A 25,749-nucleotide genomic window follows, 5' to 3' on the forward strand; every position below is an offset into this window, starting at 1 on the left:
GACGCCGGTGTGGGCGGCGACCTAGTGCGCCTGCGTCTACATCAGGGCGCGGCGACCAGCAGGGCTGGCGCCCTGCTCTGAAGCGGACAGATGGGCCGACGGGCCGGCAGCTTTCTTAGCGACGTTGCCAGGGAGCGACATAACGCAAATTGACTAGCTGGGGCGTGTCCCTGCTATCAATGGGGTATGGGAACACTCGCGAAGCGCAAACCGGGCGACAAGCTGGGCAATTGGATGCTCCGAGAGCTCATCGGCGGTGGCGGCAATGGCTACGTCTGGCGAGTCTCGCCAATCGGCGGAGGCGGTGAGGACCGGGCTCTCAAGCTGCTAAAAAAAACGAGTAATACGGTCTTCGCGCGGTTCACCGCCGAAATTCACGCTCTCAAGCAGGCTGAGGCGGAGAGAGTTGACGGTATCGTCCCACTCCTTGATGAGGACTTGCACTACGGCCCTGATGCCGGCCCGCGCTGGTATGTCATGCCGCTTGCAGAGCCTGGCGCGAACGGCCTTGCGGGACAGAACGCGGTCGGGATTGCAGCAGCATTCATTCCACTGGCTCGCACTCTCGCCGACCTTCACGCCCTCGGCATCCATCACAGGGACATCAAGCCCAGCAATATCCTTCAGTACCGGGGCCGGCTCTGTTATTCGGATTTTGGCCTTGTGAAGTACCCGGGACGAGCAGATGTCACGCCCTCAAAGCACACCCTCGGACCGAAGTTCACGATGGCGCCGGAAATGCGCCGGGACGCGCAAGCCGCCGACGGCGCGCCAGCCGACGTCTACTCGTTTGCTAAAACTTTATGGATCGCGTTGTCAGGGCAGCCGCTCGCGTTTGATGGTCAATATTCGTCCGTCGGCGGCTTAAGCCTAAGGCAATTCCATCCCGATATCTTCGCGGCCCCGCTGGATGAGCTGCTTTCGGAATGCACCGACAACGATCCATTGCTGCGCCCCAAGATAGGCGACGTGGGGACGCGTCTCGCATCGTGGGTGCGCACGATGAAGGACTTCGACGCGCGTAACCTCAGAGAATGGGTGAGCATTCAGAGTCGCCTCTTCCCTGCGGGTGCGCCCCAACGCGCTCACTGGACCGGTATCGACGAAATCTGCGCGGTCCTTCGTCTAGCCGCCGACACAGGAAGTCTCAATCATGTATTCCTTCCTGGCAAGGGAGGAATGGATCTTACACAAGTGACCCTTGCGGCGGAGGCGGGCTTCATCGCCCTCAAACTTGGAGCTTGGGTAATTCTGAAGCCCCGTCTTCTGAGCTTTGAGTCTTTCGGGCCGGGCTCACCCTGGAATTACTTCTGGCTTGAAGCCGAACACATATCGCCAAGCGGCACGGCCGGAGCGGTTCTAACGAAAGATGGGATCGACGAGATCGTTTGCGAACTGACGCCCGGCCATTACGTCACATACGACGCTTGGGATCGTAGCCAATACCTTGGGCAGCCATTACCTAAAACGGCCCGGTTCCTTACTCGGACCCTTAAAGGCGCTTTCGTGATTTTTGCTAAGGGGTCTTGGTACAACCGGGATCCTGCCACGTATGACGCTCGGCATCAGCGCATGAGCAGTGATGAATTCCGCAACTACATCGCCCGACATGCAGAAAGGCTACCCGACCCGCCCCCGGAGCGAAATCCGGCATAGGGGCGCGGCTACCCCTGAGATGGTCGAGCGACGTGGCTGGCAGTCGACAGCACAGGCAGCCCAAGACGTAGGCTGAGGACGGGATCACGTCGCCAGTCATTGCGACCATAAGGGCGCTGCGGAGCAGATTTTCCGAAGGTCCGAGAAAGGTCGAGGGTGCGTGAAAACTCAGGAACGCCCGGAATTTTTAGAACAATCTTCTGCGCTACCGCTATCCAAGGAACCGGGTTGGTGGCCGAATGCCATTGTGATGCCCATGCTGCCGCCGCTAAGGGTGCAAGAGGGGGAGATCCTTCTACGGCCTTTGCGTTTTCACACATGGGGTAATCGCGGGAGCGCTCCCCTCGGGCCGCAATGTGCGGTTCACGATGGAAGAGGTGGTTGTTCCCCGGCAGGATGAAGTAGCGGGCTCACGACTGGACGCCGGGCCCATGCATCGAGCGGAGAACAACCATGGGCGAGTATATCGGTCTCGACGTCTCCCTGAAAGAGACCGCGCTCAGCGTGCGGCGGGACGGCAAGCGTGTTTGGCGCGGCACGTGCGCGTCCGATCCTGCCCTCATTGCCAGCGTGCTGCGCAAGCATGCGCCCGAAGCCTTGCGGATCGTGTTCGAGACAGGGCCTTTGTCGGTTTGGTTCTACCACGCGCTGCGCGCCGAAGGCTTGCCGGCGATCTGCATTGATGCGCGCCATGCCAAGGCCGCGCTCGACATGGCTGCCAACAAGACCGACGCCAACGATGCCGACGGACTGGCTCATCTGGCCGAGGTCGGCTTCTTCCGCGAGGTACGCGTGAAGGGATACGACAGCATGCTCGTGCGAACGCTGGTCGCCGCACGCAGCAAGCTCGTGCAGGTGACGACTGAACTCTCCAATCAGATCCGTGGCCTGATGAAGACGTTCGGCTTGATCGTGCCGGGCGCCAAGGGCGGATCGTTCGAGGCGGAGGTTCGCCGTCTCCTGTCAGGCGACGACGGTCTGGCGCGCGTCATCCTTCCACTGCTGGAAGCCTGGGGCGCAGTCCGCCGGCGAGCGGCGGAACTCGGACGTCAGCTCCTGGCCGGAGCCCGCCAAAGCCAGGCCTGTCGGCGACTGATGGCAATCCCCGGGATTGGGGCGATCACCGCGACCGCCTTCATGACCGCGGTCGAGGATCCTGCGAACTTCCGATCGTCACGCTCCGTTGCCGCCTGGTTCGGGCTGACAACGCGACGCTATCAGTCGGGCGAGGTCGACTATGACGGCCATATCTCGCGCAGAGGAGATGCCCATATGCGGGGGCTTCTCTACGAAGCCGCGACCGTGCTCCTGACGCGCAGCCGGGTGGACAGCGACCTGCGTGCCTGGGGGCTGAAGCTGCGCGAGCGGCTCGGTTTCAAGCGCGCCGCCGTAGCGGTCGCGCGCAAGCTGGCCGTGGTCATGCACTCCATGTTGAAGTCCGGCCAATCCTACCGTGCAAAGGCTGCCATGGCCTGACACGACAGCACCCAAGCTTGCCGCGCGTCAAAGTGCGTCGAGGCGTCCCTGCCGGGACGTGGGCGAACCATTCCGCCGAGGCTGTTGCATCGTGAGATCCAGACCGATCCGTCGAATGCGCTTCACACATCGGAAGGTTCTTCCTGCGAAGCCCCATTATGCGGCGGCTCATGCCGACCGCGGAGACGACCGTGCTCCCGGCAAACGACAGCCCGACGATCCAAAAAGGACTTGCTTTATGCGAGGCGATTAGACGACACCCTCGGTCGGAAGCAGACCCCAGTTCAAAGTCAGGCATTGATCGAACACGTCACGGCGCTGGCAGCCGGCCAACGATGCGATGACGATCCGCGGGATCGTCATCGCATCGTCAGAGGATCGCGCGCCAGGAGCCGACCGACCGGCGCTGCCGACTGGATCGCGGCAGAGAGGGCGTTGGTTGTCGACGTTACCCTGCCTTCCTCGCCATCTTGGGCAGCGGCGTTGAAAGCGACCAAACGAGGCAGTGATGGACGAGATCGAGGATTACGACGACGAACACGGCGAGCCCATGCCGCGCGAGCCGGAGGAGATCGAGACATACGAACTCGATCAGGCCCTGCGCGGATTGACGCTACTCGGCGACGATCCCTTCCTCGGCATGCAGGCCACAAACGTCGCGCTCGTCGATAAATTCCTCATGCCGCTAGAGAGCGAGGCCCGTGCTTACCGCTCCGCCGACGAGGGCATCGACATTGGTCACGCGATGCTGCTGAACGCGCTCAGCCAGCAATGGCTCTTCGCCGTCTACGAACTTCTGCGGACGTGGCGCGAGCGCGCTAAGAACGTCCTGAAATGGAAGGCTAACGGCGGCCTCGAACTCAAGGCGGCTGCCCTGGAAGAAGGTAAGCCGAGCGACCTGAACCTCGGACGCGATGCCTTCGCCCGTGCCCTCCGGCGCATAATCGCGGACCCGTCAATCGCGAAGAAAATCGAGGACGACCTGGCGCGCACACATGTGCTCTTCCGACAACTCGAATTCCTGCGTGTAGCGCTTGCTAAGCATGAGGTTTCAGGCCGTCCGAAGCTGTTTGCACGGGCACCTGGCTATGCCCGTATCGACATGTGGACGGGTTCGATGTCCTATGAACTCTCGAATGACTTCGCGATCTTGGACGAGGTCACCCGCCGCTCGTTCGGTGACGGCATGCGGGCACTCGCAACGGATCGAACCGTCCCAACTAAGGAGAGCATAGCCAGATATGACAAGTTCATGGCCATGAAGCCGGGTGACATCCAAGACGGATGATGCTGCTGTCCTGCGACAGCACATCAAACGCCATCTACCGGGTCCGGTGATCACGTCGACGCACTGGCTCCCGACCCTGCCCAGCCAGCCGGAAGCCGGTGCGTCAGCCCGGCGCGCACATCCGCCGGACGGCTTCGACGCCTTGGGGCTTGCCGGCCTCGTTGAGGTAGCCGAGCCGCGCCAGCTCGGCCGCCACATCGCGCAACGATCGCTGGCCGCCCTTCGGGCGCGCTCGCCGGAGCCGCCGGGCCTCGGCCACGACCTCCGGGCGCAGCTCCTGGTGGGACTTCCGCCCCTCCACCTTGGCGCCGGTGGCGCGCTTTCGGTCCCAGGCCGCCTTGAGCTTGGATTCCAGCCGAGCCTTCTCGAGCTGAGCGAAGACGCCCGCGATCTGGCGCATCGCGATCCGGTAGGGGTCGCTGACCTCGGTGAGGTCGTCGTGGCGGTCTAGGCCTCCCCGCGGGGGCCGCGTTGACCGGCCGCGCCAGTGCGTTGGTGCGGCCCCGGTGCGCCGTGCTTCAGACCCCGATCCGTGCCAGGGCCCGGCTCGCCGCCATGGGTGACCAAGTGGTGCCCCGCGGCGGGGCAATGCCGGCCCGGTTCAGGCCAGCCGCCAGGGCGCGGAGGCTGGTGGCCCCGGACGCGCGCAGCTCGCCGATGATCGGGGCGAGGTCGGCGGCCCGGCTCTCGGCCCGGGCCTGGACCACGGCAACCCCCTTGGCTTTGGCCTCGGTGGAGAGGGTGGCACCCCGGTCGCCCCCGAGCTTCACCCCGCGCGCCTTCGCTGCCGCGAGCGCGGCCTTGGTGCGGGCCGAGATGGCGCGGCGCTCCTCCTCCGCGACCATGGCCATCACCCCGACCGTGAGCCGGTTGGCGTTCGGCATGTCGGCGGCCACGAACTCGATGCCGGCCTTCTCCAGCCCAAGAAGGAAGCCGGCATCACGGCTGAGCCTGTCCAGCTTCGCGATGAGGAGCTTGGCCCCGTAGACCCGGCACGCCGCGATGGCGCGCTGAAGCTGAGGCCGGTTCGTGTCGGACTTGCCGCTCTCCACCTCCACGAACTCACCGGCCACCGTCAAGGTCCCGCCGTTAAGGTAGTCAGTCACCGCCCGCTGCTGCGCCTCCAGGCCAAGGCCGCTGTCGCCCTGCCGCTTGGTGGAGACGCGGAGGTAGGTGACGAATTTGCCCCGAGCCATGGCCGAACCTCTGTCACGAACAATCATCCAACGTCGATTGGTTCGTGACAGGGATGGCAGAGGCCGACCTTGTTGGTCAACCGAACAACGACATGAATAAATCAGATAAATTGCTTGACATCAAACCTATAATGGGTGGGTCTTTTTTCTGTATACCTGTGTCATCACAATAACACTAAGTGCATTTTACATTTCAGGAAAATTTTACTTTTTTCCTTATGGTAGCATTACTTCGAAGTACCGCCATCCAGCCAGTGGCGGGGAAATACCCTGGAATTTCCCGGGAACTCATGCCGGTCGGGTGCTCAGCCCTCAATCCGCTCGAGCACCCGCTGCACAGCCGTTGGGGTCCAGGCCGCGCCTCGACGCGTAGTGATCCCCCGCCGGTTGAGGCCGGTTGCCAGCTTGCGCAGGGACGTGGCCCCCTCCGCCCGCAGTTCGGCAACGTCGGGCGCCAGGGTCTCGGCCCAGTGCTGGGCATTGGCTGACCGCACCGTTGCGCTGGCGGTGGCGGCTCGACTGGCCTGAGCCGGGAGGTGGTGGTGGGTCGGGCCACCGAGCTTCACGCCCCGCTTTTTCGCAGCGGCGAGCGCGGCCTTGGTGCGGGCCAAGACCGCCGCGCTTTTCGCCTGCGCCACCTCAATCATGGTACCGATCATCATCATGTTGGCTCCGGGCATATCGACTGCAGTGAAATGCACCTTCGCCCGCTGAAGCTCCCGGAGGAAATAGACATCATCCGACCGCCGGGCCAGCTCGGCGATGACCAGCGTAGCATCGTCACGGCGACAGAGCTGAATGGCCTCAGCCAACTTCGTCCGGGCAGCCCGCCTGCCGGTCTCGGCCTCCACCACCTCTTTCTCAGTCACCAGGTACCGCCGATCAGCGTTCAAGAAGTCGGCCACGGCCCTGCGTTGCGCTTCCAGCCCGGGGCCGGAGGTGCCTTGCAGGTAGGTGACAAACTGGCCCCTGGCCATGGCTTGGTACTCCACCCTCAACGTATCAGCAGCCTGTACGGGTTAGACGGGCTAAGGATACGGAAACAAGAACTTGGACGGGCCGCCGCGAAGGCCTGGACCGGGTACCTGTACAGGCTAACGATACGAAACCGCGCCTGGTAGGTCGTTTTCTCGGGCTACGCCGCGGGGCTGAGGCTGAGCAGGTACTGCCGCCATCCGGGGGCGGTGAAAGGCACGCCACCAGGCCCCGCGCGCTCAGCGAGGCGCCGAGCCTGGGATTGGGATTGCCCCGTTTCTATGGTTCTTGCTCGTTTTGCGTGGATCAGGCGGCCAGAACCATGCGGCGTTTCAGGAGATCGAGGCCTGCCCGTCCGTAGCACTGGCGCTTGATGAGCTTGAGCCGGTTGACCTGGCCTTCCGCCTGGCCGCTACTCCAGGGCTCCCTGAGAGCAGCCCGGACGGCCGCGATGTCCGCCTCCAATCCCGAGGCGAACGTCGCAATCGCAGAAGCCTCACAGGTCCGGGCCTTCGTGATCCAGGCCTCGATGTCTGCAGCGGCGTCCTGATCATTGGTGACGGTCTTGCCCTTCCCGGCGGCGCGCACGAGTGCGGTGAAGCGGCGGGCCAGACCCGTGACGGCCCGCGCGGTGTCGTCCTGCTCAAGGCGGCTCACCACAGCCGCTTCCCTCACATCCAACACCGAGATCGGCTGCACGAGCAGCCACGCCAGCTGCCGTGCTGGCGGCAACGGGGCTTCCGATCCAGGCGGCTCCGAAGCGGAAGCCTTGGCACTGCGGGCCTTGCGGCCTGATCGGACCGGCCTCGTCCGGCGCTCGGCGACGAAGCGGTGCACCTGCCGGCTCGTCCCCGGGTAGCCCCGTTCCCGGATCTCGCGCCACAGGGCCATCGCGTTCTCGCAGCCCTCGTCGATCCGCTCCGCCAGGTACGCGACGTACGGATCAAGCAGGCTCGGTCCGGCACCGTGAGGCAACCGCGCCGGGAACGCTTCGGCGCTGGCATACTTGCGTACCGTCGCACGAGCCAGCCCCAGGGCACGGGCGATCGCGAGCAGGGGCTCCCCGCCGGCGTGCCGACGGCGGACCTCATCGTAGATGGCCTGCCATCGCATCCGGCTCTGTGCCCCCGCTTCCAACTCCGTCGTAGAGCGGGCAAAAGCGCGGCTGCGCCGGGCGGGACGAGCGGTCGAGCCAGGGAGGAGTGGAAGGTTCCGCAACCGGGCATGGGCACTGTGGAGCCAGCGTTCGACGGCCTGCCGCAGGTTGGTGAGCAGGTGCCAGCGATCGGCGACCTGTTGCGCCTGGGGAGCACCGAGGCTTGCGCCTCGGGCATACTCGGTCGAGCGATCCCGGGCGACGAGTTCGACGCCGGAGTGCTGTTCGAGCCAGCCGGCCACCGTGGGTGCCGTGCGATCCGGGAGGAGATCGATGACGCGGTGACGGTCGAGGTCGACGACGATCGTGCCGTAACGGCTGCCCTTCCTGATCGCCCAGTCGTCGATCCCGACCCGGATGGGAGCCGGCGTGTCGGGCATCGGCATGCGGGCGACGAGCCGCAGCACGGTCGCGCGGCTTGCCGGCATGTGGAGGTGCGCGAGAAGACGCGCGCCGCCTGCACCGCCGCAGGCGAGGCCGACCCTGGCCTGTGCCTCGCCAAGCCGCCGCGTGCGCCGGGCACGCGGTGCGAGGAGGTCCGTAGGCGTCTCGGCGAAGGTGCGGCGTCGGCAGGTCGGGTTGCGGCAGTAGAACCGCCGCACCTCGATGCGGAGCTTGGTCTGCGATGTCGACAGCGGCAGGTCGGCGGGATGGCGGTGGTAGCGGCTATGGACGGACCGGCTCGCATGCCCACACTCTGGGCAGCAGCCTGTGGCTGCGTCCAGTCGCACCGGGACGACGAGGTGATCGTCGTGTCGTTCGACGAGATGCGCAACGCGGCACTCGGGGATGGCGAAGGGAATGTTCATGCCTCCCACGATGGGGAGGGCGGATCAGACCATCATCGGCCCGAGGCGTTCCACCGCCATCCACGCAAAGTGAGCAAGAACCACCGATCCGGGGCAATCCCAATCCCAGATAGCGCGCTGTGTCGACTAGAGCCGGGTCGCCCTTGCGGGTTGCTGAATGCGCTCCCGCCTACACCCTCGCTGATGATCGCCGCCTAACCCATGTCCGCCCCCTCTCCCCAGCTCATCGGCGCGATCAACGTAACTCCCCTCACCCCCGAGGATGTGAAGCTGTGGCTGGTCTACGCCGAGCGAGGGGCCGCGACCGATCACCAGGCACGGGTGGCGATCCACAGCACCAGCAAGGCGATCCGCTGGCCGGACCTCTACATCAAGGATTACGAGACGAGGCAGTATCTCAAGGCCTGGATCTATTGCGAGGCCCACGCCGAGAGCTTCCGGCAGGTGTGCCATCAGCGCCGGGGCTGGTCGTATCGCACGGGGTTGCGGCGCGTCGGGGAGGCCATTGCGACGATCACGGTGATGCTCAACTTCGAGCGGGCCGCGGCCGGCGGGGCGGCGCTGGTGCAGAATGAAGGGCTGGCGCCGGCCGGCCTCGACACGCCGCCCTGATCCGCGCTGCGACCGCGTGGCACATTGCCCGTGTCACACCGGGCCCGGACGCCAGTGTTGCGCGCTCGTTTCAGGGGCCGGTGCCGATGGACTCCGTAGACCACCTCATCCGCCGGACGCCGCTCTACGCGGCCCGGGATCGCTACGACGGCGGCCGGGCGGTGACGCCGGGCAGTCTCGCCCGGCCTCGCCCGTCGGAGGGCGTTCGCTCCGCCGTCGCCGCGGTCGCGGATCCCTGGCCGGATCCGGAGCGTGATCCCCTCGCCGAGCCCGAGCGAGTCCACGTCACGGTCAACCGCTGCACCGATCTCCTGGAGCGCGAGGCCAGCCACGGCCGGATCAGCCGGGAGGCCTACCTGATCGGGCGCGTGATCGCCGAGGTGTTCGAGCGCCGGGCCGGGCCGTGCGGCGCGGGCTCGCCGGAGGGCGGCAACCGGGTCGACCACACCGTGGCGCACGAACTGGCGATCCTGCTCGCCATCGATGACGGGCGGCTGGTCGAGGGGCTGCTCGACCAGCTCCGCGAGGCGATCGGCACGGTGGGGACGCGGTTCCTGCACCAGATCCTGGCCGAGGGACGGGATTTCGCCGGCATCGCTCGCGGTCTCGGCCGCGGCGACGGGCGGGTGGCGGTGGCCGGGGTGGCGCAGCGGTTTCGCGATCTCCTCGAGGACGTGGCGGCGGACTGGCTGGCGCGGCAATCGGGCCAGGGGCGGGAGACGGGCCGGATCGTCGGCGCGGCCGCGGCCCCCGGCGCGCCCGGCGAGGCCACGGATGCCGCCGGGTGCCTGGTGCCGGCGGGACAGGCCTACGCGGTGGGCGCCGACCCGGACGGGGCGCTGCGCTGGCAGCCGGCCTGGAAGCGGCAGGCGGCCGAGCGGCAGGCACAGGCCGCGCTCGCTCGCACCCGAGGCGCGCGGCGGCGATAGAGGTCGCCCCGCCTGCGATGCGCCTTCGGGGTTGGCTGCCGCCGGGAGGGTATCGGCACGCGGCTCCGGCGCGTGCGAGGGCCATTCTCCTCGCCTCGGATGACGACCTGTCTTGCCTGCGAATGATCGGATGGCCCGGCCAAGATCGGGAGCGGCCCGCCGCGGATCGGCCGTCGATACACCCCGACCGCCGCGGCCTTCCACCGGGCCGGCGCTGCGATCGTTGCAGCCGGCGGGGGTGCAAAGCATTAACCGCTTGCGGGAAGTTGCTTGTCAGACCCTATCGACGTTTTTCCCAAAGCATATATTCTTATAGCACAGAAAAAACTGATGAATTTGTAGGCTGCAAGCAAAAACTACTCCTGCGTGCATACTGCCGATTTCATTATCGTCACTCAAGATGCTCGACATGTGCAGCTTTATGCGCATCCTCCGCCCACCGTTCCGGCAGATCCTACAATGCGAGCGCGGCACGATCGTCGTGCTGTTCAGTCTCCTCCTGCCGATCCTGGCGATGGGATCGGTGGGCGTGGCTGAGCTGGCCGAAGTGATGCTCGCGAAGTCGAAGCTTCAAAGCTACGTCGATGCCGCGGCCATCCAGGGCGCCGGCGAATTCGGGGTCGACCAGTCAACGGCCACGGTGGAGCGGGCGCGTCTGTATGCCGATACCATGGCGACGCCCCTGCGCCTGCGCTGGACCATCGCCTCGACTGCCGCGGTGGACACCGTTGCACGCGCGGTCACGGTCAGCCTGGCGGCGCACCGCGCCTCGTTCTTCGGCAGCCTGCTGCCGCCCGGGGGTTGGACCCTGGCCGCGTCGGCCACCGCCATCCGCACGGCCCGCAAGCCGCTCTGCGTGCTGGGCTCGCATGCCGACAGCCAGGACAGCGTGACCGTGACCGACAGTTCCGCGATCGCGGCCAGGGACTGCGTGGTTCAGAGCAACGCCAACCTGACGGTGGGCCGCGCGGCCAGTCTCTCGGCCGGGGAGGCGCGGGCGTCCGGGAGCGCCTCGGGGGCGATCCTGCCGGCGCCGATCACGGATGCGCCCCCGATCGCAGACCCCTTCGCGAACCTCGCGATCCGCGTGCCCCTGCTCTGCAGCTCGACCTTCATCAGCATCGGGGGCGGCACGACCTATCTCAAGCCGGGGGTCCATTGCGGCGGCATCTCGCTGCTCGGCGACGCCACGATCGTGCTGGAGCCCGGCGAGCATTACTTCGTCGGGCCGAGCCTCAGCATCGGCGGGCAAACCTCGATCACCGGCAGCGACGTCGTCGTGATCCTGAAGGGGCTGGAGACGGCGCAGTTCACGGCGAATTCCGTGCTGCAGCTGGAAGGCCGCAAGAGCGGACCCTATGCCGGCTTCGTCCTCATCACGGATCGCAGCTACACCGGCACGGTCGAGATCTCGACCAACAACGCCCGCAAGCTCCTCGGCACGATCTATCTTCCCAATGCCGACCTGACGGTGAAGGGCAACAGCAAGGTCGCCGATCAGTCGGCCTGGACGGTGATCGTCGCGCGCGACATTCGGACGGAGGGGAATGCGCGCTTGACCGTCAACTCGAATTACAGCTCGTCGCCCATTCCGGTGCCGTCGGGTGTCGGGCCACCGCGGGACCAACCCGTGCGCTTGTCGCAATAGCCTGCCCCCGGTGCCGGAACCCTACCGACAGGCTTGCACTGCCGCAGTGAACGCGGCATCTTAGCCAAGTTCGAAGACATGCGCCCGCAGGCTGACCGCCTGGCGGGCGTTTGCGTTTCCGGAGGTGGCCGTGCTCGATCCCCGCGTGGAGGCGCAGCAGCTCACCACCTTCGCCGATCGCCTCGCCCGCCTCGCGCCCTGCCACCGCGATCCCGAGCGGTTCCACGCCGAGAAGCACGCCCTGGTCGGGGACCTGCGCCGGGCCGCCCGGGAGCTGGAGCTGCTCGCCCGGGCCCAGGCCACCCTCGCGGCGGCTGCCAAGCCGGCGCCGCGCGGCCAAATCCGCCTCGGCCCGGTGCGGATCGGTCGCCGCGTAGTGCCGGTCGAGGCCCGTCGCCGACGGGTTCAAGGCCTGCGATAACGCATACTCAAGAGTATCGGTTTGTGGCGTTGCGCCACAATTCTGATATCCGATAAAACTCAATTATATTAGAGGTTTGATGGCGTCGGTCGGCTCCCGGCGCGTCGGCCGGCTGCGTGCGCGCACCAAGGCCGCGGCCGCGGCGCAGGCCGAGACCAGCATACGGGCGGTGGCCTATGCCCGGGTCTCGACCGAGGAGCAGGCGACCAGCGGCCACGGCCTCGAGGGGCAGGACAAGGCGGTCCGCGCCTTCGCCCTGTCGCAGGGCTACGAGCTGGTCGCGGTCATCGCCGATCCGGGCGTCTCGGGCGCCACCGGGCCCTCCGAGCGGCCGGGCTTTTCCGAGGTCCTGGCGCTCGCCGAGGCCCGGGCCTTCGCGGTGCTGCTGGTCTACCGTTTCGACCGGCTCGCCCGCGAGATCCGCTACGCGGTCACCACCGTGTCGGAGCTGGCCGAGCGCTACGGCGTGGTGATCCGCTCCGTCACCGAGCCGATCGACACCGCGACCCCGATGGGCCGGACCCTCTTCGCGATCCTCGCCGGCATGGCCGAGTCGGAGCGCTACGCCATCCGCGACCGCACCGCCGGCGGGCGCGCCGCCAAGGCCGGCCGGGGCGGCTATGCCGGCGGGCGGGTGCCGTTCGGCTATCGGCGCGACGGCGAGGGCCGGCTGCAGATCGACCCGGCCCAGGCCCGGATCGTGCGGCGGATCTTCCGCGAGCGGGCCCGCGGGCTGACGCAGGGCGCGATCGCCGCGGGACTGAACGCCGACGGCGTGCCGGGCCCGCGCGGCGGGCGCGGGTCGGCTACCTGCTCGACAACCCGAAGTACCGGGGCCTGTCGGAATACCTGTTTCGCTGGTCGGGTCAGGAGCAGCACGTGCTCTGCCCCGGCGCTCATGCGGCGATCATCGCCGACCGCTCCGACGAAGGGCCAGCCGATCCATGATGCCTGCTCCGCGGGTCCGCTGATGCGCGCCGACGACACCGCCGGCGTGCTGCGCCGGCGCGCCCTGCCCTGCCTGTGCGCCCGCCAGCACGACGCCCTCGACGCGCACGGCCGCCCGACCCCCGGCAGCGGCCAGACCGCCCGGACGGTCGGCGCCTCCCTCACCCGCGGCCGCCTGCGCGAGCGGGTGGCCTGCACCGGCTGCCCTCGCACCTGGACCCGCGTGAATGGCTGAGACATCCAGCGCCGCCCTCGAGGCGCGCCTCGCGCAGCTCGCCGGGCAGCGGGCCGCGCTCGAGTATGCCGACAGCTTCGAGGGCTGGGCCGCGCGGGCCCGGGCGCTCGATGACGAGATGGCGCGGGTGCGCGCGGCGCTCGATCGGCAAAAGACCTGCGCGGCGGCTGACGCAGAGGTCGGCTGCCTCGCCAAGGCGCCTTTGAGCGCCCAGACTGATCCTGCTCCGAAAGGAGGCGGGAGCCGGGGTGTCATCACCACCCCGAACCGCGTGGTTGGTGCCCACGCATGACCCTTTGCCGGCCGGACAACCGGTCACCCCGCCACCGCGCGCTGCGGCGGCAGGACCATAGCGCTAGGCCATGCCTCAACACCATTCCAAGGCCGCCACGGCGCAGCCAATCCTGCATGCGTCCGCTCCCGGCGCACACCGGCTCCCCGCATCGGCCCTCCCCGGCCGGTGCGGGGATGCGCTCTCCGGCTTTCGCGAGGTGGTGCGGATCGGATCGGCGACGCTGATCCGGGCCGATGCCCTCGACGTGCTGGCGGCCCTGGCCGAGGCCGCGCCCGGGACCTTCGGCGCGGTGCTGTGCGACCCGCCCTACTCGAGCGGCGGCACAACTGCCGGCGAGCGGGCGCGGCCGCCGAGCCAGAAGTACCAGCAGAGCGAGCAGCGCCACCTGCACCGCGACTTCGCCGGGGACACGCGCGACCAGCGCAGCCTCCTCGCCTGGTCGGCTCTGTGGATGGCGCGGGCCCGCGCGGCGGTGGTGCCGGGCGGGCTGATCGGCGCCTTCTGCGACTGGCGCCAGCTGCCGGTCACCACCGACGCCGTCCAGGTGGCGGGCTGGGTCTGGCGGGGCATCGTGCCCTGGGACAAGACCCAGGCCGTGCGGCCGGTCCTCGGCCGCTACCGGGCGCAGGCCGAGTACGTCGTCTGGGGCTCGAACGAGCCGCGGCCCATGACGGGCACCACCGCGCCGGGCTGCTTCTCCGTGCCGGTGCCGCGGGTGAAGCTGCACATGGCAGCGAAGCCCGTCGCCCTGATGGAGGGGCTCCTCGCCATCATGGACGGGCCGATCCTCGATCCGTTCATGGGCTCGGGCACGATCGGCGCGGCCTGTCACACCCTCGGGGTGCCGTATCTCGGGGTCGAGTTCGATCCCGCCCACTTCGACGTCGCCTGCCGGCGGCTGGAGGCGCTGATCCATGCCGATGCGTCCGCCCCAGCACCGCCCCCGCGGCAGCCGCCCGGTCGAGGAGGCCCGCCGGGAGAGCCGCCGGGCCTATGACGCGCAGCGCCGCCGCACGAGCCCCTGGCGGGCCTGGTACGGCCTTACCGCCTGGACGGCCGCCCGCGAGGCCCAGCTCGCCCGCGAGCCGCTCTGCCAGCGCCACAAGGCCCGCGGCGAGGTCGTCCCGGCCACGGTGGTCAACCACCGTCGGCCCCACCGGGGCGACTGGGCGCTGTTCATCGATCCGGCCAACCACGAGAGCGTCTGCAAGTCCTGCCACGACCGCGTCATCCAGCGCGAGGAGCGCGCGGCCGTCCCATGAGCAACCCCACCCCCCGGGTCCAAAGTCCCAAGGCCCCCACCGCCCGGACCGATTGTTTAATCAGGAAAATGCGCGTGCGGTTTGGAGGAGATTTCTGGGGAGGATGGGGTGGCGGGGCGTAAGCGCAAGCCGGATGCGCTGAAGCAGCTCGCCGGCACCGCGCAGCCGTGCCGGATGAACCCGGAGGCGCCGGTGGCGTCCGAGGGGGAGAGCGAGGCGCCGGACTGGCTGAACGAGCGGGCGGCCGAGATCTTCGGCCAGCTCGCGGCGATCACCGACCGGATGCGGATCGCGTCACCGGACGACGTGGCGATGCTGGCGCTCCTCGCCTCGCGGCTCGAGGAGATCGAGGTCTGCACCGCAATCATCGAGGATCTGGGGCGGGTCTACCAGACGGTGAGCACCACCGGCGCCACCATGCACCGGGCCCGGCCCGAGGTCGGGATGCGCAACGAGGCTATGCGCCATGCCCAGGCGCTGCTGGCCGAGTTCGGCCTGTCGCCGGCGGCGTGGTCCAAGGTGTCGGCCACCACCCCGCCGGACGGAAACCCGTTCGCCGACCTGTGAGGAGCGATGGCGCACCCGTTCGTGGACCAGGCGAACGGCTATGCCCGGGATGTCGTCGCCGGTCGGATCCCGGCCTGCAAATGGATCCGCCTGGCCTGCCAGCGCCACCTCGACGACCTCGCCCGCCAGGACGAGCCGGGTTTCCCCTACCGGTTCGAGCCGGCGAAGGCCGAGAAGGTATGCCGGTTCGTGCAACTCCTGCCCCACACCAAGGGCAAGCGGGCGCGCAAGGCCGAGCGCCTGCGCCTCGAGCCCTGGCAGCTGTTCATGACCGCGGTGCCGTTCGGCTGGCTGCGCAAGGCCGATGGCCTGCGGCGCTACCGCAAGCTGTTCCTGCTGATCCCGCGCAAGAACGCCAAGAGCACCTGGGCGGCGGGCATCGCGCTCTACCTGTTCGCCGCCGACGGCGAGTACGGGTCGGAGGTCTATTCCGGCGCCACCTCGGAGAAGCAGGCCTGGGAGGTGTTTCGGCCGGCCAAGCTGATGGCGCAGAAGACCCCGGCCCTGCTTTCGCATTTCGGGATCGCGGTCGGGGCCAAGAACCTGCACATCCTCGGCAACGGCTCGCGGTTCGAGCCGATGATCGGCACGCCCGGCGACGGCGCCTCGCCGTCCTGCTCGATCCACGACGAGTACCACGAGCATGCCACCGACGAGCAGGTCGACACGATGGAGACCGGCATGGGCGCCCGCGAGCAGCCCCTGCTGATCATCATCACGACGGCCGGCGACAACCTCGCCGGCCCCTGCTACGCGCTCCAGCAGGAGGCGCAGAAGGTGCTCGAGGGCGTCCTCGAGGATCCCGAGCTGTTCGCCCTGATCTACACGATCGACCCGCAGGACGACTGGACCTCGGAAGCGGCGCTCCGCAAGGCCAACCCGAATTTCGACGTCTCGGTCTCGGGCGAGTACCTGGTGACGCGCCAGCGGGCGGCGCGGTCGAACGCCCGCAAGGCCGGGGTGTTCAAGACCAAGCACCTCAACATCTGGGTGCAGGCGCGGGACGCCTTCTTCAACGTGCAGCGCTGGATCGAGAGCGCCCGGCCGGGCCTGACGCTCGCCGATTTCCGCGGCGAGCCGTGCCGGATCGGGCTCGACCTCGCCAGCAAGGTCGACATCGCGGCGGCTGAGGTGCTGTTCGAGCTGGCCCGGTGCGAGGGCGCGACGGCCGCCGGCTTACGGGCGGAGGGCTACCACTACGCCCGCTTCGGCATCTACTTCCTGCCGGAGGCGACGATCGACGCCGGCGAGAACGAGCATTACCGCGGATGGCGCGACGCCGCCCCGCTCTGGCTGACGCAGACCGACGGCGACATGATCGACTACGGCGCGATCCTGGACGCGATCCTCGGCCCCGAGGGCGCGGACGGGCAGCGCCGCGGCGGGCTGGTGGGCGAACACCAGGTCGAGGAGGTCGCCTACGACCCGCACCAGGCGACGATGCTGGTGACGGCCCTGATGGAGGCCGGCCTGCCCTGCATCGAGGTCCGGCCGCTGGTGCTGAACTTCTCCGAGCCGATGAAGCAGATGGAGGCCCTGGTCCGGGCGCGGGCGATCGCCCATAACGGTGACCCGGTCTTCACCTGGATGCTGTCGAACGTGGTGGCCAAGCCCGATCGCAAGGACAACGTCTATCCGACCAAGCAGCGGCCAGAGAATAAGATCGACGGGCCGGTGGCGCATATGATGGCCCTCGCTCGTTGTATGGCGGGCGAGGACGTAGGCATTGAGAAAGGATTTATTGAATTATGATATAATATTTATTCAAATAATTACATAATTTATCTTATGTTGTTAGACTTTCTTGTGGCAAGTTCAGTTATCTCACGATAGACATCCTGAGTATAATTTGTTATTAGAACAACTGGATTTTGCAAATTATCATTGCGGTGGGAGGCTGCCCATTGCGCAGCATAGATGATTACCTTCGTTGTTGGATAGTTTTTTCTGATAATATCGACAGTTTTTAAGCCGCCCTGCATGTCAGCCGGGCGATTATTGCCCATATTGTCTCGAGCCATATCAGTAATAACTGCATCGAAATAGGTTTCTTCGAATGCCCTCTGAATTCTTTCGTTGCTATCAATGCATATGACAACGATACCAAGAGCCTGGAAAGCGAACTGCAAATCGATGTTGTTTTCTGGGTGATCGTCCACCCATAGTACTTTGAGCCTTTTTTGTGGATCTAGCGCATTGAATGAAAGAGAGATAGCTGCTGATTGAGCGCTCAACGCAACCTGCGCGGCCTGAGTATCTGTCAAAGATCCAGACGTTGAGTTCTTTGCCGATGCAACCACAGCCTGTGCAGAAATGGCGGCAGTCTTTTCGACTATTTCAAAAGTGAAGCCGCCTGTGGCTGATATTCCAAGTTTTGCGGATTGTTTGTCTGCCATAAACTTGTTTAAGCTATCGGACAGCTTGGCTGAATTGCTATATATAGCGTAAAAAACAATGCCAACAAGTGCTGGCCAAGCTAGAGCTGATACGAGCGAGGCGACGGCCGTTATCACACCCGCTGAGTTGTTCGGCTCGGGAGTTGACATGCGACTCACTAGGTAATTTCTTCGAACGAGATTATGCGGCGCTGGCCGGCAGGCTGCAAGCAAATTATATTTACGCCTCAATTGATGCTGAGAGTGAATAATCAAGGCTTGACCACAGCAAAACCCAAAAGATCGATATAAAAATAAACCTATAAGTCACGTATATTTCTGAATATAAATAATATAATTTATATACAACGTGTATAGCGATAAAATATAATGAGTATAAGTCAGAAGCTATATAAATCAGGTCGCCAATAAAATCTATCATAGCCGACGCATAGATTGATCGCCCAGCAATAAAATCTTAGCATAAAGCTCGGAGCCCCCATGCCCTTCTGGCGCCGCTCACCCCGCGCGGCCGCCCGGCCGCGCGTGGAGCCCAAAATCGAAGCCTCCGCCACCTTCCTCTCCTCCGACGCGGAGGCCTGGAACGCCCTCCTCCCCGGCGGGCTCGCCGGCACGGTCTCACCCGCGACCGCCATGCGCCACGCCGCGGTCTATCGCTGCGTCTCGATCATCGCCTTCGCGGCCGCCATGCTGCCGCTCAAGACCTACCGCGAGCTGGACGACGGCGACCGCGAGCCGAGCCTCGACCACCCCGCGGCCGACCTGCTGCGCATCCGCCCCAACCCGCGCCTGAGCCGCACGCTCTGGCTGCGCACCACGCTCGCCCAGATGCTCCTGCGCGGCAACGCCGTGACCTGGATCGAGCGCAAGGCCTCCGGCGATCCGGTGGCGCTCTGGCCGATCCCGTTCGAGCGCGTGGCGGTGAGCCTCGCCGGCGATCGCCTGCGCTACCGGCTCACCCTCGACACCGGCACCGCCATCGTGGTCGACCAGGACGATGTGCTGCACGTCCCCGGCTCGGCCGAGTGGGACGGGCTCACCGCTATGACCCCGATCCGCGCCATGAGCGCCGCCGTCGGGCTCGGCATCGAGGCGGACCGGTTCGCCCAGTCCTACTTCGAGAACGACGCCGCGCCCTCGGGCTACATCTCGTATCCGCAGGTCTACAAGGGCGACAAGGACGAGCTGCGCGGCTTCTGGCGCCGCACCTTCGGCAAGTCCGGCCGGAATGCCGGGCCCGCCGTCCTCGACCAGGGCGGCACCTACAACCGCATCCCGATCTCGGCGCAGGACGCCCAGCTCCTCGACACCCGCCGGTTCCAGATCGAGGACATCGCCCGCATCTTCGGCGTACCACGCTTCCTGCTCGGCATGGACGAGACCAGCTGGGGCTCGGGCATCGAGGCGCTCGGCATCGGCTTCGTCACCTACACCCTCGATCCGCATCTCGTGGCGATCGAGGACGAGGTCAACCACAAGCTCTACGGCCGCGGCCGGCCCGCCCGGCCGGGGCGCAACCCACCCCGCTTCCTCGGCGAGTTCGACCGCGACGTGCTGGTCCGCGGCAACATCGAGAGCCGGTTCAAGGCCTACCGCCTGGCGCTTGGTGGCTCCTCCGGCCCGGGCTGGATGACCCCCAACGAGGTCCGCCGCAAGCAGAACGACCGCGCCCGCCCCGACGGCGACAGCCTCGCCGCCTGGAAGGCCCCGACCACCCCACCGGAACCCGCCGCCGATGCACCGCCTGATCCAGCTCCTGAATAGCAACCGCGGCGCCGGCCACCGCCTGGTCCGGGCCGCCGATGGCGAGAGCGCGACGCTCTACGTCTACGACGCGATCGGCGAGGCCTATGGGGTCGATCCGCAGGCCTTCGTGCGCGACCTCCAGGGCGTCACCGCCGGCACGCTCCATCTGCGGATCAACTCGCCCGGCGGCGACGTTTTCGGCGCTCGCGCCATGAAGACCGCCCTGGAGCAGCACCCGGCGCGGGTGGTGGCCCATGTCGACGGGCTCGCGGCTTCCGCCGCCTCGTTCCTGATGTTGGCCGCCGACGAGATCGCGATCGCGCCCGGCGCCTTCGTGATGATCCACGAGCCCTGGTCGCTGGCGCTCGGCACCGCCGACGACCTGCGCGGCTCGGCCGACCTCCTCGACAAGGTCGGGCTCGCCATCGCGGCCGATTACGTCCGGCGCACCGGCAAGCCGCAGGACGAGGTTTTGGCGCTGATGAAGGCCGAGACCTGGTTCGAGGCCGAGGAGGCGATCGCCGCGGGGCTGGCCGACCGCAAGGCCGAGGCCCCGGCGATCGGCAACGCCTTCAACCTCGCCGCCTACCGCAACCCGCCGGCGGCCCTCGCCCACCGCCCGCCCGACACCTTCGCGGCGGCTGCGGCCGAGCACGGCCGCTACGCCGCGCGCCTCGCCCTCTACGAGCGCGCCGCCTGATCCACCCAACCCCCGTTCCCACCCTCGCGAGCCGCCCATCCGGGCGGCTTTGTCGTTTTCGGAGCCCCACCATGACGCAGTCGATCCAGGCCCTGCGCGAGGAGCGCACGGCGAAAGCCCGCGAGGCCCGCGCCCTCCTCGACGCCAAGACCGGCAAGGACTGGACCCCCGAGGTGAAGGACCAGGTCGACTCGATCTACGCCGCGATCGACCGCTTGGACGAGCAGATCGCGCGGGTCGAGCGCGTGCTCACCATCGAGGACAGCCTCGAGCAGCGCGGCCGGGTGCTCTCGGAGAGGAACGGCCGCTCGGTCGACGAGAACGCCGCCACGATCCGGGCCGAGAAGGCGATCTTCTCCGCCTGGGCCCGTGGCGGGGCCGAGGCGCTGACCGACGACCAGCGCGCCCACGTCAAGGCACGCCGCGACGAGGCGCAGCGCGTCTACGGCGCCCAGTCCGTCGGCACCGGCGCGGCCGGCGGCTACCTGGTCCCGCGCGACTTCGCCGAGACCATGCTCGAGCGCATGGCGGCCTTCGGCGGGATGCGGGCGGTCGCCACCGTGATCCAGACCGACGGCGGCAACGCCATCGACTACGCCACCGTGGACGAGACCGGCCAGGAGGGCGAGATCGTCGGCGAGAGCCTGGCGGCGAGCGGCCAGGACATCGCCTTCGGCACGGTGAGCATCGGCGCCTACAAGTACAGCTCGAAGACCGTGGTGGTGCCCCTCGAGCTGCTGCAGGACAGCCGCATCGACATCGAGCCCTACATCAACGTCGCGCTCGCCACCCGCATCGCCCGCATCACCAACCGACACTTCACGACCGGCACCGGCGCCGGCCAGCCCCGCGGCGTGGTCACGGCGGCGGCCGCCGGCAAGACCGGGGCGGCGGGCCAGCTCGCGGCGGTCACCTACGACGACCTGGTCGACCTCGAGCACGCGGTCGATCCGGCCTACCGGACCTCCGGCCGCTGGATGTTCCACGACACGACCCTGAAGGCGCTCAAGAAGTTGAAGGACGGCCAGGGCCGGCCGCTCTGGCGCCCGGGCGTCACCGGCGGCGACCCCTCCGACATCCTGGGCTACGGCTACACGGTCAACCAGCACATGGCGCCGATGGGCGCCTCGGCCCGCTCGCTGCTGTTCGGCGACTTCAAGAAGTACCTGATCCGCGACGTGATGGCGGTGACGCTGTTTCGCTTCGCCGACAGCAAGTACCTCGAGAAGGGCCAGGTGGCGTTCCTCGCCTGGTCGCGCCACGACGGCAACCTGATCGACGCCAGCAACGACGCCATCAAGGCGTTCCAGCACCCGGCGAGCTGAGGGCGGCGACGATGCAGGTGCGGATGCTCACCGGCATGGCCGGCGACAGCTTCTCCTACCAGGCCGGGGAGACCGTCACGGTGCCCGACGCGATCGGCGAGGCCTGGAAGGCGGCGGGCCTCGCCGAGGCGCCGCCCCGGGCCGAGGCGGCCGAGCGGGCGGCGAAGGACCTGCGGGCGCAGGTCCAGGACCTCGCCGCGCGGCTCGCCGAGGCGGAAGCCGACCGCGACGCCCTGCGCCACCAGGTCGAGGCCCTGGCGGCGCAGCTCGCGGCTGCGGCGCCGGCCGCGTGATGCTCAGCTATGCCCGGCTGACGCCGCCGGCCGGCCGCGTCGTCGGGCTCGCGCGGGCGCTTGCCCACCTCAAGCTCGAGCCCGATACCGAGGAGGCGGAGGCCGTCACGGCGGCCGTCGCGGCGGCCGAGGAGCATCTCGACGGCTGGTCCGGGACGCTCCGACACGCTCTCCTCGCCCAGACCTGGGAGGCGACGGCGCCCGCGCCGGGCCCGTGCGGGTGCGGCGACGCGCCGGGCTTCCTCCTCGACCTGCCGCCGGTGGCGGCAGTCCTCTCGGTCGAGGCCCTGACCGGCGGCGCCTACCTCCCGGTGTCCACCTGGCGCTCCCTGTCGCCGAACCGCCGCGGCAGCCTCGCCCTGCTGCCGGCGCCCGGCACCCGCTGGCCGCCCGCGGATCCCGACCCGGCGGCCTGGCGCATCCGCTTCCGCGCCGGCTACGCCACGCCCGCCGAGGTGCCCCCGCCGATCCAGGCGGCGATCCTGCTCATCGCCGCCGACCTGTTCGACAACCGCGGCGGCAAGCAGCTCGCGACGCTGACCGACAACCCGACCATCGCCCGCCTGCTCGCCCGCTACCAGCCCTCGGAGGCCTGACCATGGATCCGGGCCAGCTCGACAAGCGCGTCACCTTCCGGGGCCGCGCCCTGATCACCCGCGGTGGCCGCCAAGTGCCGGGCGACTATGCCGACCTGTTCCGGGCCTGGGGCGCCTGGCGCCCGCTCGCCGGCCGGCGTCTGGTCGAGGCCGGGGCGGTGACGGACGGGATCGACGGCACCTTGATCGTGCGCGAGACCGCCCGCACGCGGGGCCCCACCGTGGCCGACCGGGTGACCATCGCCGGCCACGACTTCGCGATCGAGTCGGTGCCGATCGCGCATCGCTCCGGCTGGCTCTCGCTCAGCGTCTCGCGCCGCCGGGCGGCCTCGACGTGATCGCATGAGCCGTTTCGCCTCCTTCCGATTTATTGTAGTGCCATAATTCCTTGACGCAGCTAATTCTTGGCACTACGAAAAATCACATGATCGAGCCGTTCGATCCCGCGAAGCGAGACAGGACCCTGGCCGAACGCGGCCTCGATTTCGCGTCGGCCGACGAGGTGTTCGAAGGCGAGACCTACACGTCCGAGGACACGCGGCGCGATTACGGCGAGCGGCGCTTCATCACCATCGGCCGGCTGCGCGGGCGGATGGTCGTGGTGGGATGGACCGAGTGCGACGATCGGCGCAGGGTCTTCACGATGCGAAAGCCAATGAGCGCGAGCAGAAGAAATACGCCTCCCTTCTTTGACGAGAAGACGGGACTTGTCGATCTCGCGGCGCTGGACGCGCACGGGACTAAGGTGGAGGAATATGACGACCTGCCGGATCTGTCGGAGGTCGATGTGGGAACGGCAGACCGGCACGAGGCCGGCCGCCTCGTCAGCCGCGGCCGGGGCCGTCCCAGGCTCGACAATCCGAAGCGGCAGGTGACATTGCGGCTCGACGCGGACGTGATCGAGGGCTTCCGGGCAACGGGATCGGGCTGGCAGGCCCGGATCAACGCCATCCTGCGCGAGGCCTTGGAGCAGCCCGGCCGGTGATCGGCGAGCTCGTCAGCCTCGCCCGGCTCGGCTACGCGGCCGTGTCCGGGGTCGACGCCCTGGTCGCCAGCCTGACCCGGATGGGCCTGCACCTCGCCCTGCGCGGCCGCGCCCTCGACCGGCAGGCGGCCGAGGACATCGTGGAGCGCGCCCGCGCCCGGGTCCCGCAGGATACCGGGCGGCTGTTCTCGGGCATCGAGGCCACCGAGGTCGACGGCGTGTGGGGCGTGCAGGCGAGCGCGGTCAACCCGCGCGACCCGCGGGAGATGGATTACGCCTTCCTGGTCGAGCACGGCACCTGGCCGGGGGTCCGCGGCGAGCGGGTGGCGGATGCGGCTTATTTCGGCCCCCGCGACCCGGACGGGGCGCTGGCGGTCAACCCGCGCACCGGCCGGCGCTACCGGAGGGCGGATGCCAACCGGCGCACCCGCCGTACCCATCCCGGCACGCCCCCGCACCCGTATTTCTGGCCCTCGGTCAACGAGGTGATGGCCGAGCGCGGCCTGGCGGCGGATGCGCTGATCAACGAGGCGGCCAACCGCGAGGGCCTGACATGACGCCGGAGCTGCGCTTGCGCGACGCGCTGCTGGGCTGCCTGCGAACGACGCCGGCGGTGAGCGCGGTGGTGTGCGAAAAAATCTACGACGACGTGCCGGCGGACGGCGAGCCGGACCTGCCCTGGATCTTCGCCGGGCCGCTCAACGCGACCCGCCTCGAGGTGGGCGGCCTGCCGGCCTGGGACCTGCGCCTGCGGATCTTCATCGAGTCGGCGGCCTTCGACCGCGACCAGACCTGGAGCCTCGCCCGGGCGGGCATGTGGGCGGTCGAGGGGTTCGAGCCGCCGCCGGAGGCCGGGTTCTGTGATCGGCTGAGCGTGCGGCAGGCCGGCGACGTGATCAGCCCGCTCACCGTCAAGGCGGTGTTCTTCGACGTCGCCGCCGTGATGCTGGACGGATGACGCACCGGCCGGGCTATCCACCCGGACGCGCGAGCCAGGGAATGAAGGGGGCCGGGTCCTTGCCTTCGACCTGCGCCAGCTTGCGGATCCCCTCCTCCAGGGTCGCCCGCCGGTCGTCGGAGAGCCGTGCCGCGCCGAGGGCGAGGAACCTGCGCCATTTCGGCCCGCGGCCATGCGCTTCCGCCCAGGCCAGGCCGAGGTCGATCGTCATGCCGGCGAGCCGCTTGGCATCGATGATCGCGCCGCACTGGGCGATGTCCTTGGCGACCTTGGCCTGGTCGTGGCTCGCGCGCAGGCAGGTCACGATCAGCTTGTGAACGGCGAAGCGCTCGGGCGCGGGCACCATGACGGGGATCCCGGCATCGTAGAGGGCGACCGACCGGACCGGATCCCTGACCAGGAACTCCAGGTACTTGAGGGCCTGGGCTCCCATGTTCGCCATGACGCGGGACGGGTAGACCGGGCTCGCACCGCCCTTGGAGGGAACCAGCAGCTCGACCTTGTAGCCCATCCGGTTGCGAAACCCGACCGGCACCGTGGCCTCGGCCGGATGGAACACCGGCTCGAAGGTCGGGTCGACCGTCTGCAGCAGCGCGGGCAGGTCGATCATGTCCTGGGCGGCGGGAACGACGAACTCGGCGAAATCCGCGTCCTGCGTCCGGTACTCGGCCTCACCCAGCACGGCGGCCAGGGGGCCGCTGTAGCTCTGGTAGGCCAGCGTGCCGACGAGCACGACCCTGCTCCAGGCGTCGACGCTGGCGAAGGCCTCCAGGATCCTGCCTTCGATCGGGGACGGTGCCGGCAGGCCGGAATGGCGGAGCTTTCCAGTTAGCTCGCGCCGGGCCCGATAGAGGTCCTTGTTGCGCCCGAAATTCTCGACGCGCCGTTGAACCTCCGGGTCGTCGGCAGGACCTGCATAGATGAGCTTGTGTTTACCGGGCACGCCCTCGGCCGCCCGCTCGTAGCCCTTGTAGTAGAAATATTCCTTGTTGCCGCGCTTCTGCTTGAGGAAATTGCCGTTCGCAGGAAAGCGCAGGTCGAACTGGGCGTCGAACGCCTTCGAGCACAGGTCCGCGAAGGCGACCTGATCGAGGTGGGAGAGTGCGCGCACGAACCGACGACCTTGTTACCAAATCAGGGTGATTGGTAACAAGCCGGACCCGATCCAGCCAGCGCCTTGTTACCAAAAACGGCGGTTTGGTAACAAGGCCGTCACCTGTCCCGCACGCCCCGGGTCCACCCGGCCGGCACGCCGAGCCCCCGTCACCGGAGCGAAC

Annotated in this window: 28 protein-coding genes; 22 read left to right on the forward strand and 6 right to left on the reverse strand. The window is 67.8% G+C overall.

Annotation, left to right across the window (positions count from 1 at the left end; genetic code table 11):
- The first annotated feature begins 186 nt into the window (after positions 1–186).
- The 3 genes from BMX97_RS21115 (at position 187) to BMX97_RS21125 (ending at position 4,420) form a co-directional block, all read left to right on the forward strand.
- On the forward strand, positions 187–1,656 hold the full coding sequence (locus tag BMX97_RS21115; RefSeq protein WP_091753241.1) for a protein kinase domain-containing protein: 1,470 nt from the start codon (positions 187–189) through the stop codon (positions 1,654–1,656).
- Positions 1,657–2,109: 453 nt separating this feature from the next.
- The gene (locus tag BMX97_RS21120; RefSeq protein WP_091753242.1) at positions 2,110–3,132 is read left to right on the forward strand and encodes an IS110 family RNA-guided transposase; all 1,023 of its coding nucleotides are present in this window, start codon (positions 2,110–2,112) and stop codon (positions 3,130–3,132) included.
- Positions 3,133–3,640: 508 nt separating this feature from the next.
- Positions 3,641–4,420 carry a hypothetical protein gene (locus tag BMX97_RS21125; RefSeq protein ID WP_091753243.1) on the forward strand — a complete coding sequence of 260 codons (780 nt, stop codon included), beginning with the start codon at positions 3,641–3,643 and terminating at the stop codon, positions 4,418–4,420.
- Positions 4,421–4,523: 103 nt separating this feature from the next.
- On the opposite strand, the gene BMX97_RS21130 is transcribed toward BMX97_RS21125, so the two are convergent.
- The 4 genes from BMX97_RS21130 to BMX97_RS21145 all read right to left on the reverse strand — a co-directional run bounded on the left by BMX97_RS21130 (position 4,524) and on the right by BMX97_RS21145 (position 8,556).
- Entirely contained in the window at positions 4,524–4,820 is a 297-nt protein-coding gene (locus tag BMX97_RS21130; protein ID WP_091753244.1) for a hypothetical protein, read from the reverse strand.
- Between the two features lie 118 nt (positions 4,821–4,938).
- A complete protein-coding gene (locus BMX97_RS21135) occupies positions 4,939–5,616 on the reverse strand; it encodes a recombinase family protein (RefSeq protein WP_091753245.1) in 678 nt (225 codons plus the stop codon).
- Positions 5,617–5,921: 305 nt separating this feature from the next.
- Entirely contained in the window at positions 5,922–6,593 is a 672-nt protein-coding gene (locus tag BMX97_RS21140; RefSeq protein WP_091753326.1) for a recombinase family protein, read from the reverse strand.
- Positions 6,594–6,897: 304 nt separating this feature from the next.
- Positions 6,898–8,556: an ISL3 family transposase gene (locus tag BMX97_RS21145; RefSeq protein WP_091753246.1), complete on the reverse strand. Its 1,659-nt coding sequence runs from the start codon at positions 8,554–8,556 to the stop codon at positions 6,898–6,900.
- A gap of 201 nt (positions 8,557–8,757) precedes the next feature.
- On the opposite strand from BMX97_RS21145, the gene BMX97_RS21150 reads away from it, so the two are divergent.
- The 10 genes from BMX97_RS21150 (at position 8,758) to BMX97_RS21200 (ending at position 17,225) form a co-directional block, all read left to right on the forward strand.
- On the forward strand, positions 8,758–9,168 hold the full coding sequence (locus BMX97_RS21150; protein WP_091753247.1) for a hypothetical protein: 411 nt from the start codon (positions 8,758–8,760) through the stop codon (positions 9,166–9,168).
- Positions 9,169–9,254: 86 nt separating this feature from the next.
- On the forward strand, positions 9,255–10,097 hold the full coding sequence (locus BMX97_RS21155; RefSeq protein ID WP_143074673.1) for a hypothetical protein: 843 nt from the start codon (positions 9,255–9,257) through the stop codon (positions 10,095–10,097).
- A gap of 400 nt (positions 10,098–10,497) precedes the next feature.
- A complete protein-coding gene (locus BMX97_RS21160) occupies positions 10,498–11,745 on the forward strand; it encodes a pilus assembly protein TadG-related protein (RefSeq protein ID WP_091753249.1) in 1,248 nt (415 codons plus the stop codon).
- A gap of 130 nt (positions 11,746–11,875) precedes the next feature.
- A complete protein-coding gene (locus tag BMX97_RS21165; RefSeq protein ID WP_091753250.1) occupies positions 11,876–12,166 on the forward strand; it encodes a hypothetical protein in 291 nt (96 codons plus the stop codon).
- 79 nt (positions 12,167–12,245) lie between these two features.
- Positions 12,246–13,349 (forward strand): recombinase family protein, encoded by a 1,104-nt coding sequence (locus tag BMX97_RS21170; RefSeq protein ID WP_244538562.1) that lies wholly within the window; start codon positions 12,246–12,248, stop codon positions 13,347–13,349.
- Positions 13,342–13,641, forward strand: a complete 300-nt coding sequence (locus BMX97_RS21180; protein WP_091753252.1) for a hypothetical protein — start codon at positions 13,342–13,344, stop codon at positions 13,639–13,641. The genes BMX97_RS21170 and BMX97_RS21180 overlap by 8 nt, the downstream gene beginning before the upstream one ends.
- Positions 13,642–13,843: 202 nt before the next feature.
- Positions 13,844–14,641 (forward strand): DNA-methyltransferase, encoded by a 798-nt coding sequence (locus BMX97_RS21185; RefSeq protein WP_244538563.1) that lies wholly within the window; start codon positions 13,844–13,846, stop codon positions 14,639–14,641.
- The gene (locus BMX97_RS21190; protein ID WP_177202301.1) at positions 14,559–14,906 is read left to right on the forward strand and encodes an HNH endonuclease; all 348 of its coding nucleotides are present in this window, start codon (positions 14,559–14,561) and stop codon (positions 14,904–14,906) included. The genes BMX97_RS21185 and BMX97_RS21190 overlap by 83 nt, the downstream gene beginning before the upstream one ends.
- Positions 14,907–15,014: 108 nt before the next feature.
- Entirely contained in the window at positions 15,015–15,473 is a 459-nt protein-coding gene (locus BMX97_RS21195; RefSeq protein ID WP_091753254.1) for a P27 family phage terminase small subunit, read from the forward strand.
- A 6-nt stretch (positions 15,474–15,479) separates the two neighbouring features.
- Positions 15,480–17,225 carry a terminase large subunit gene (locus BMX97_RS21200; protein ID WP_091753255.1) on the forward strand — a complete coding sequence of 582 codons (1,746 nt, stop codon included), beginning with the start codon at positions 15,480–15,482 and terminating at the stop codon, positions 17,223–17,225.
- 29 nt (positions 17,226–17,254) lie between these two features.
- Here BMX97_RS21200 and BMX97_RS21205 read toward each other — a convergent pair whose 3' ends face one another.
- Positions 17,255–18,019: a response regulator gene (locus tag BMX97_RS21205; protein WP_091753256.1), complete on the reverse strand. Its 765-nt coding sequence runs from the start codon at positions 18,017–18,019 to the stop codon at positions 17,255–17,257.
- A gap of 330 nt (positions 18,020–18,349) precedes the next feature.
- On the opposite strand from BMX97_RS21205, the gene BMX97_RS21210 reads away from it, so the two are divergent.
- From BMX97_RS21210 to BMX97_RS21255, 9 genes are all read left to right on the forward strand, one after another.
- A complete protein-coding gene (locus tag BMX97_RS21210; protein ID WP_091753257.1) occupies positions 18,350–19,633 on the forward strand; it encodes a phage portal protein in 1,284 nt (427 codons plus the stop codon).
- Positions 19,605–20,315 (forward strand): head maturation protease, ClpP-related, encoded by a 711-nt coding sequence (locus BMX97_RS21215; RefSeq protein ID WP_091753327.1) that lies wholly within the window; start codon positions 19,605–19,607, stop codon positions 20,313–20,315. Before BMX97_RS21210 ends, BMX97_RS21215 begins: the two co-directional genes overlap by 29 nt.
- A gap of 71 nt (positions 20,316–20,386) precedes the next feature.
- A complete protein-coding gene (locus BMX97_RS21220; protein ID WP_091753258.1) occupies positions 20,387–21,640 on the forward strand; it encodes a phage major capsid protein in 1,254 nt (417 codons plus the stop codon).
- Between the two features lie 11 nt (positions 21,641–21,651).
- The gene (locus BMX97_RS21225; protein ID WP_058619505.1) at positions 21,652–21,933 is read left to right on the forward strand and encodes a hypothetical protein; all 282 of its coding nucleotides are present in this window, start codon (positions 21,652–21,654) and stop codon (positions 21,931–21,933) included.
- Positions 21,933–22,529 carry a head-tail connector protein gene (locus BMX97_RS21230; protein ID WP_091753259.1) on the forward strand — a complete coding sequence of 199 codons (597 nt, stop codon included), beginning with the start codon at positions 21,933–21,935 and terminating at the stop codon, positions 22,527–22,529. The genes BMX97_RS21225 and BMX97_RS21230 overlap by 1 nt, the downstream gene beginning before the upstream one ends.
- 2 nt (positions 22,530–22,531) lie before the next feature.
- Positions 22,532–22,867 carry a head-tail adaptor protein gene (locus tag BMX97_RS21235; RefSeq protein ID WP_091753260.1) on the forward strand — a complete coding sequence of 112 codons (336 nt, stop codon included), beginning with the start codon at positions 22,532–22,534 and terminating at the stop codon, positions 22,865–22,867.
- A gap of 86 nt (positions 22,868–22,953) precedes the next feature.
- Positions 22,954–23,514: a BrnA antitoxin family protein gene (locus BMX97_RS33840; protein ID WP_244538564.1), complete on the forward strand. Its 561-nt coding sequence runs from the start codon at positions 22,954–22,956 to the stop codon at positions 23,512–23,514.
- On the forward strand, positions 23,511–24,071 hold the full coding sequence (locus BMX97_RS21250; RefSeq protein WP_091753262.1) for a hypothetical protein: 561 nt from the start codon (positions 23,511–23,513) through the stop codon (positions 24,069–24,071). The genes BMX97_RS33840 and BMX97_RS21250 overlap by 4 nt, the downstream gene beginning before the upstream one ends.
- On the forward strand, positions 24,068–24,472 hold the full coding sequence (locus BMX97_RS21255) for a DUF3168 domain-containing protein (protein WP_091753263.1): 405 nt from the start codon (positions 24,068–24,070) through the stop codon (positions 24,470–24,472). The genes BMX97_RS21250 and BMX97_RS21255 overlap by 4 nt, the downstream gene beginning before the upstream one ends.
- A 13-nt stretch (positions 24,473–24,485) precedes the next feature.
- Here BMX97_RS21255 and BMX97_RS21260 read toward each other — a convergent pair whose 3' ends face one another.
- Positions 24,486–25,583 (reverse strand): GSU2403 family nucleotidyltransferase fold protein, encoded by a 1,098-nt coding sequence (locus BMX97_RS21260; RefSeq protein ID WP_091753264.1) that lies wholly within the window; start codon positions 25,581–25,583, stop codon positions 24,486–24,488.
- Positions 25,584–25,749 lie beyond the last annotated feature (166 nt).

It is taken from the genome of Methylobacterium sp. ap11 (assembly GCF_900110515.1).
Taxonomy (GTDB): Bacteria; Pseudomonadota; Alphaproteobacteria; order Rhizobiales; family Beijerinckiaceae; genus Methylobacterium; species Methylobacterium ajmalii.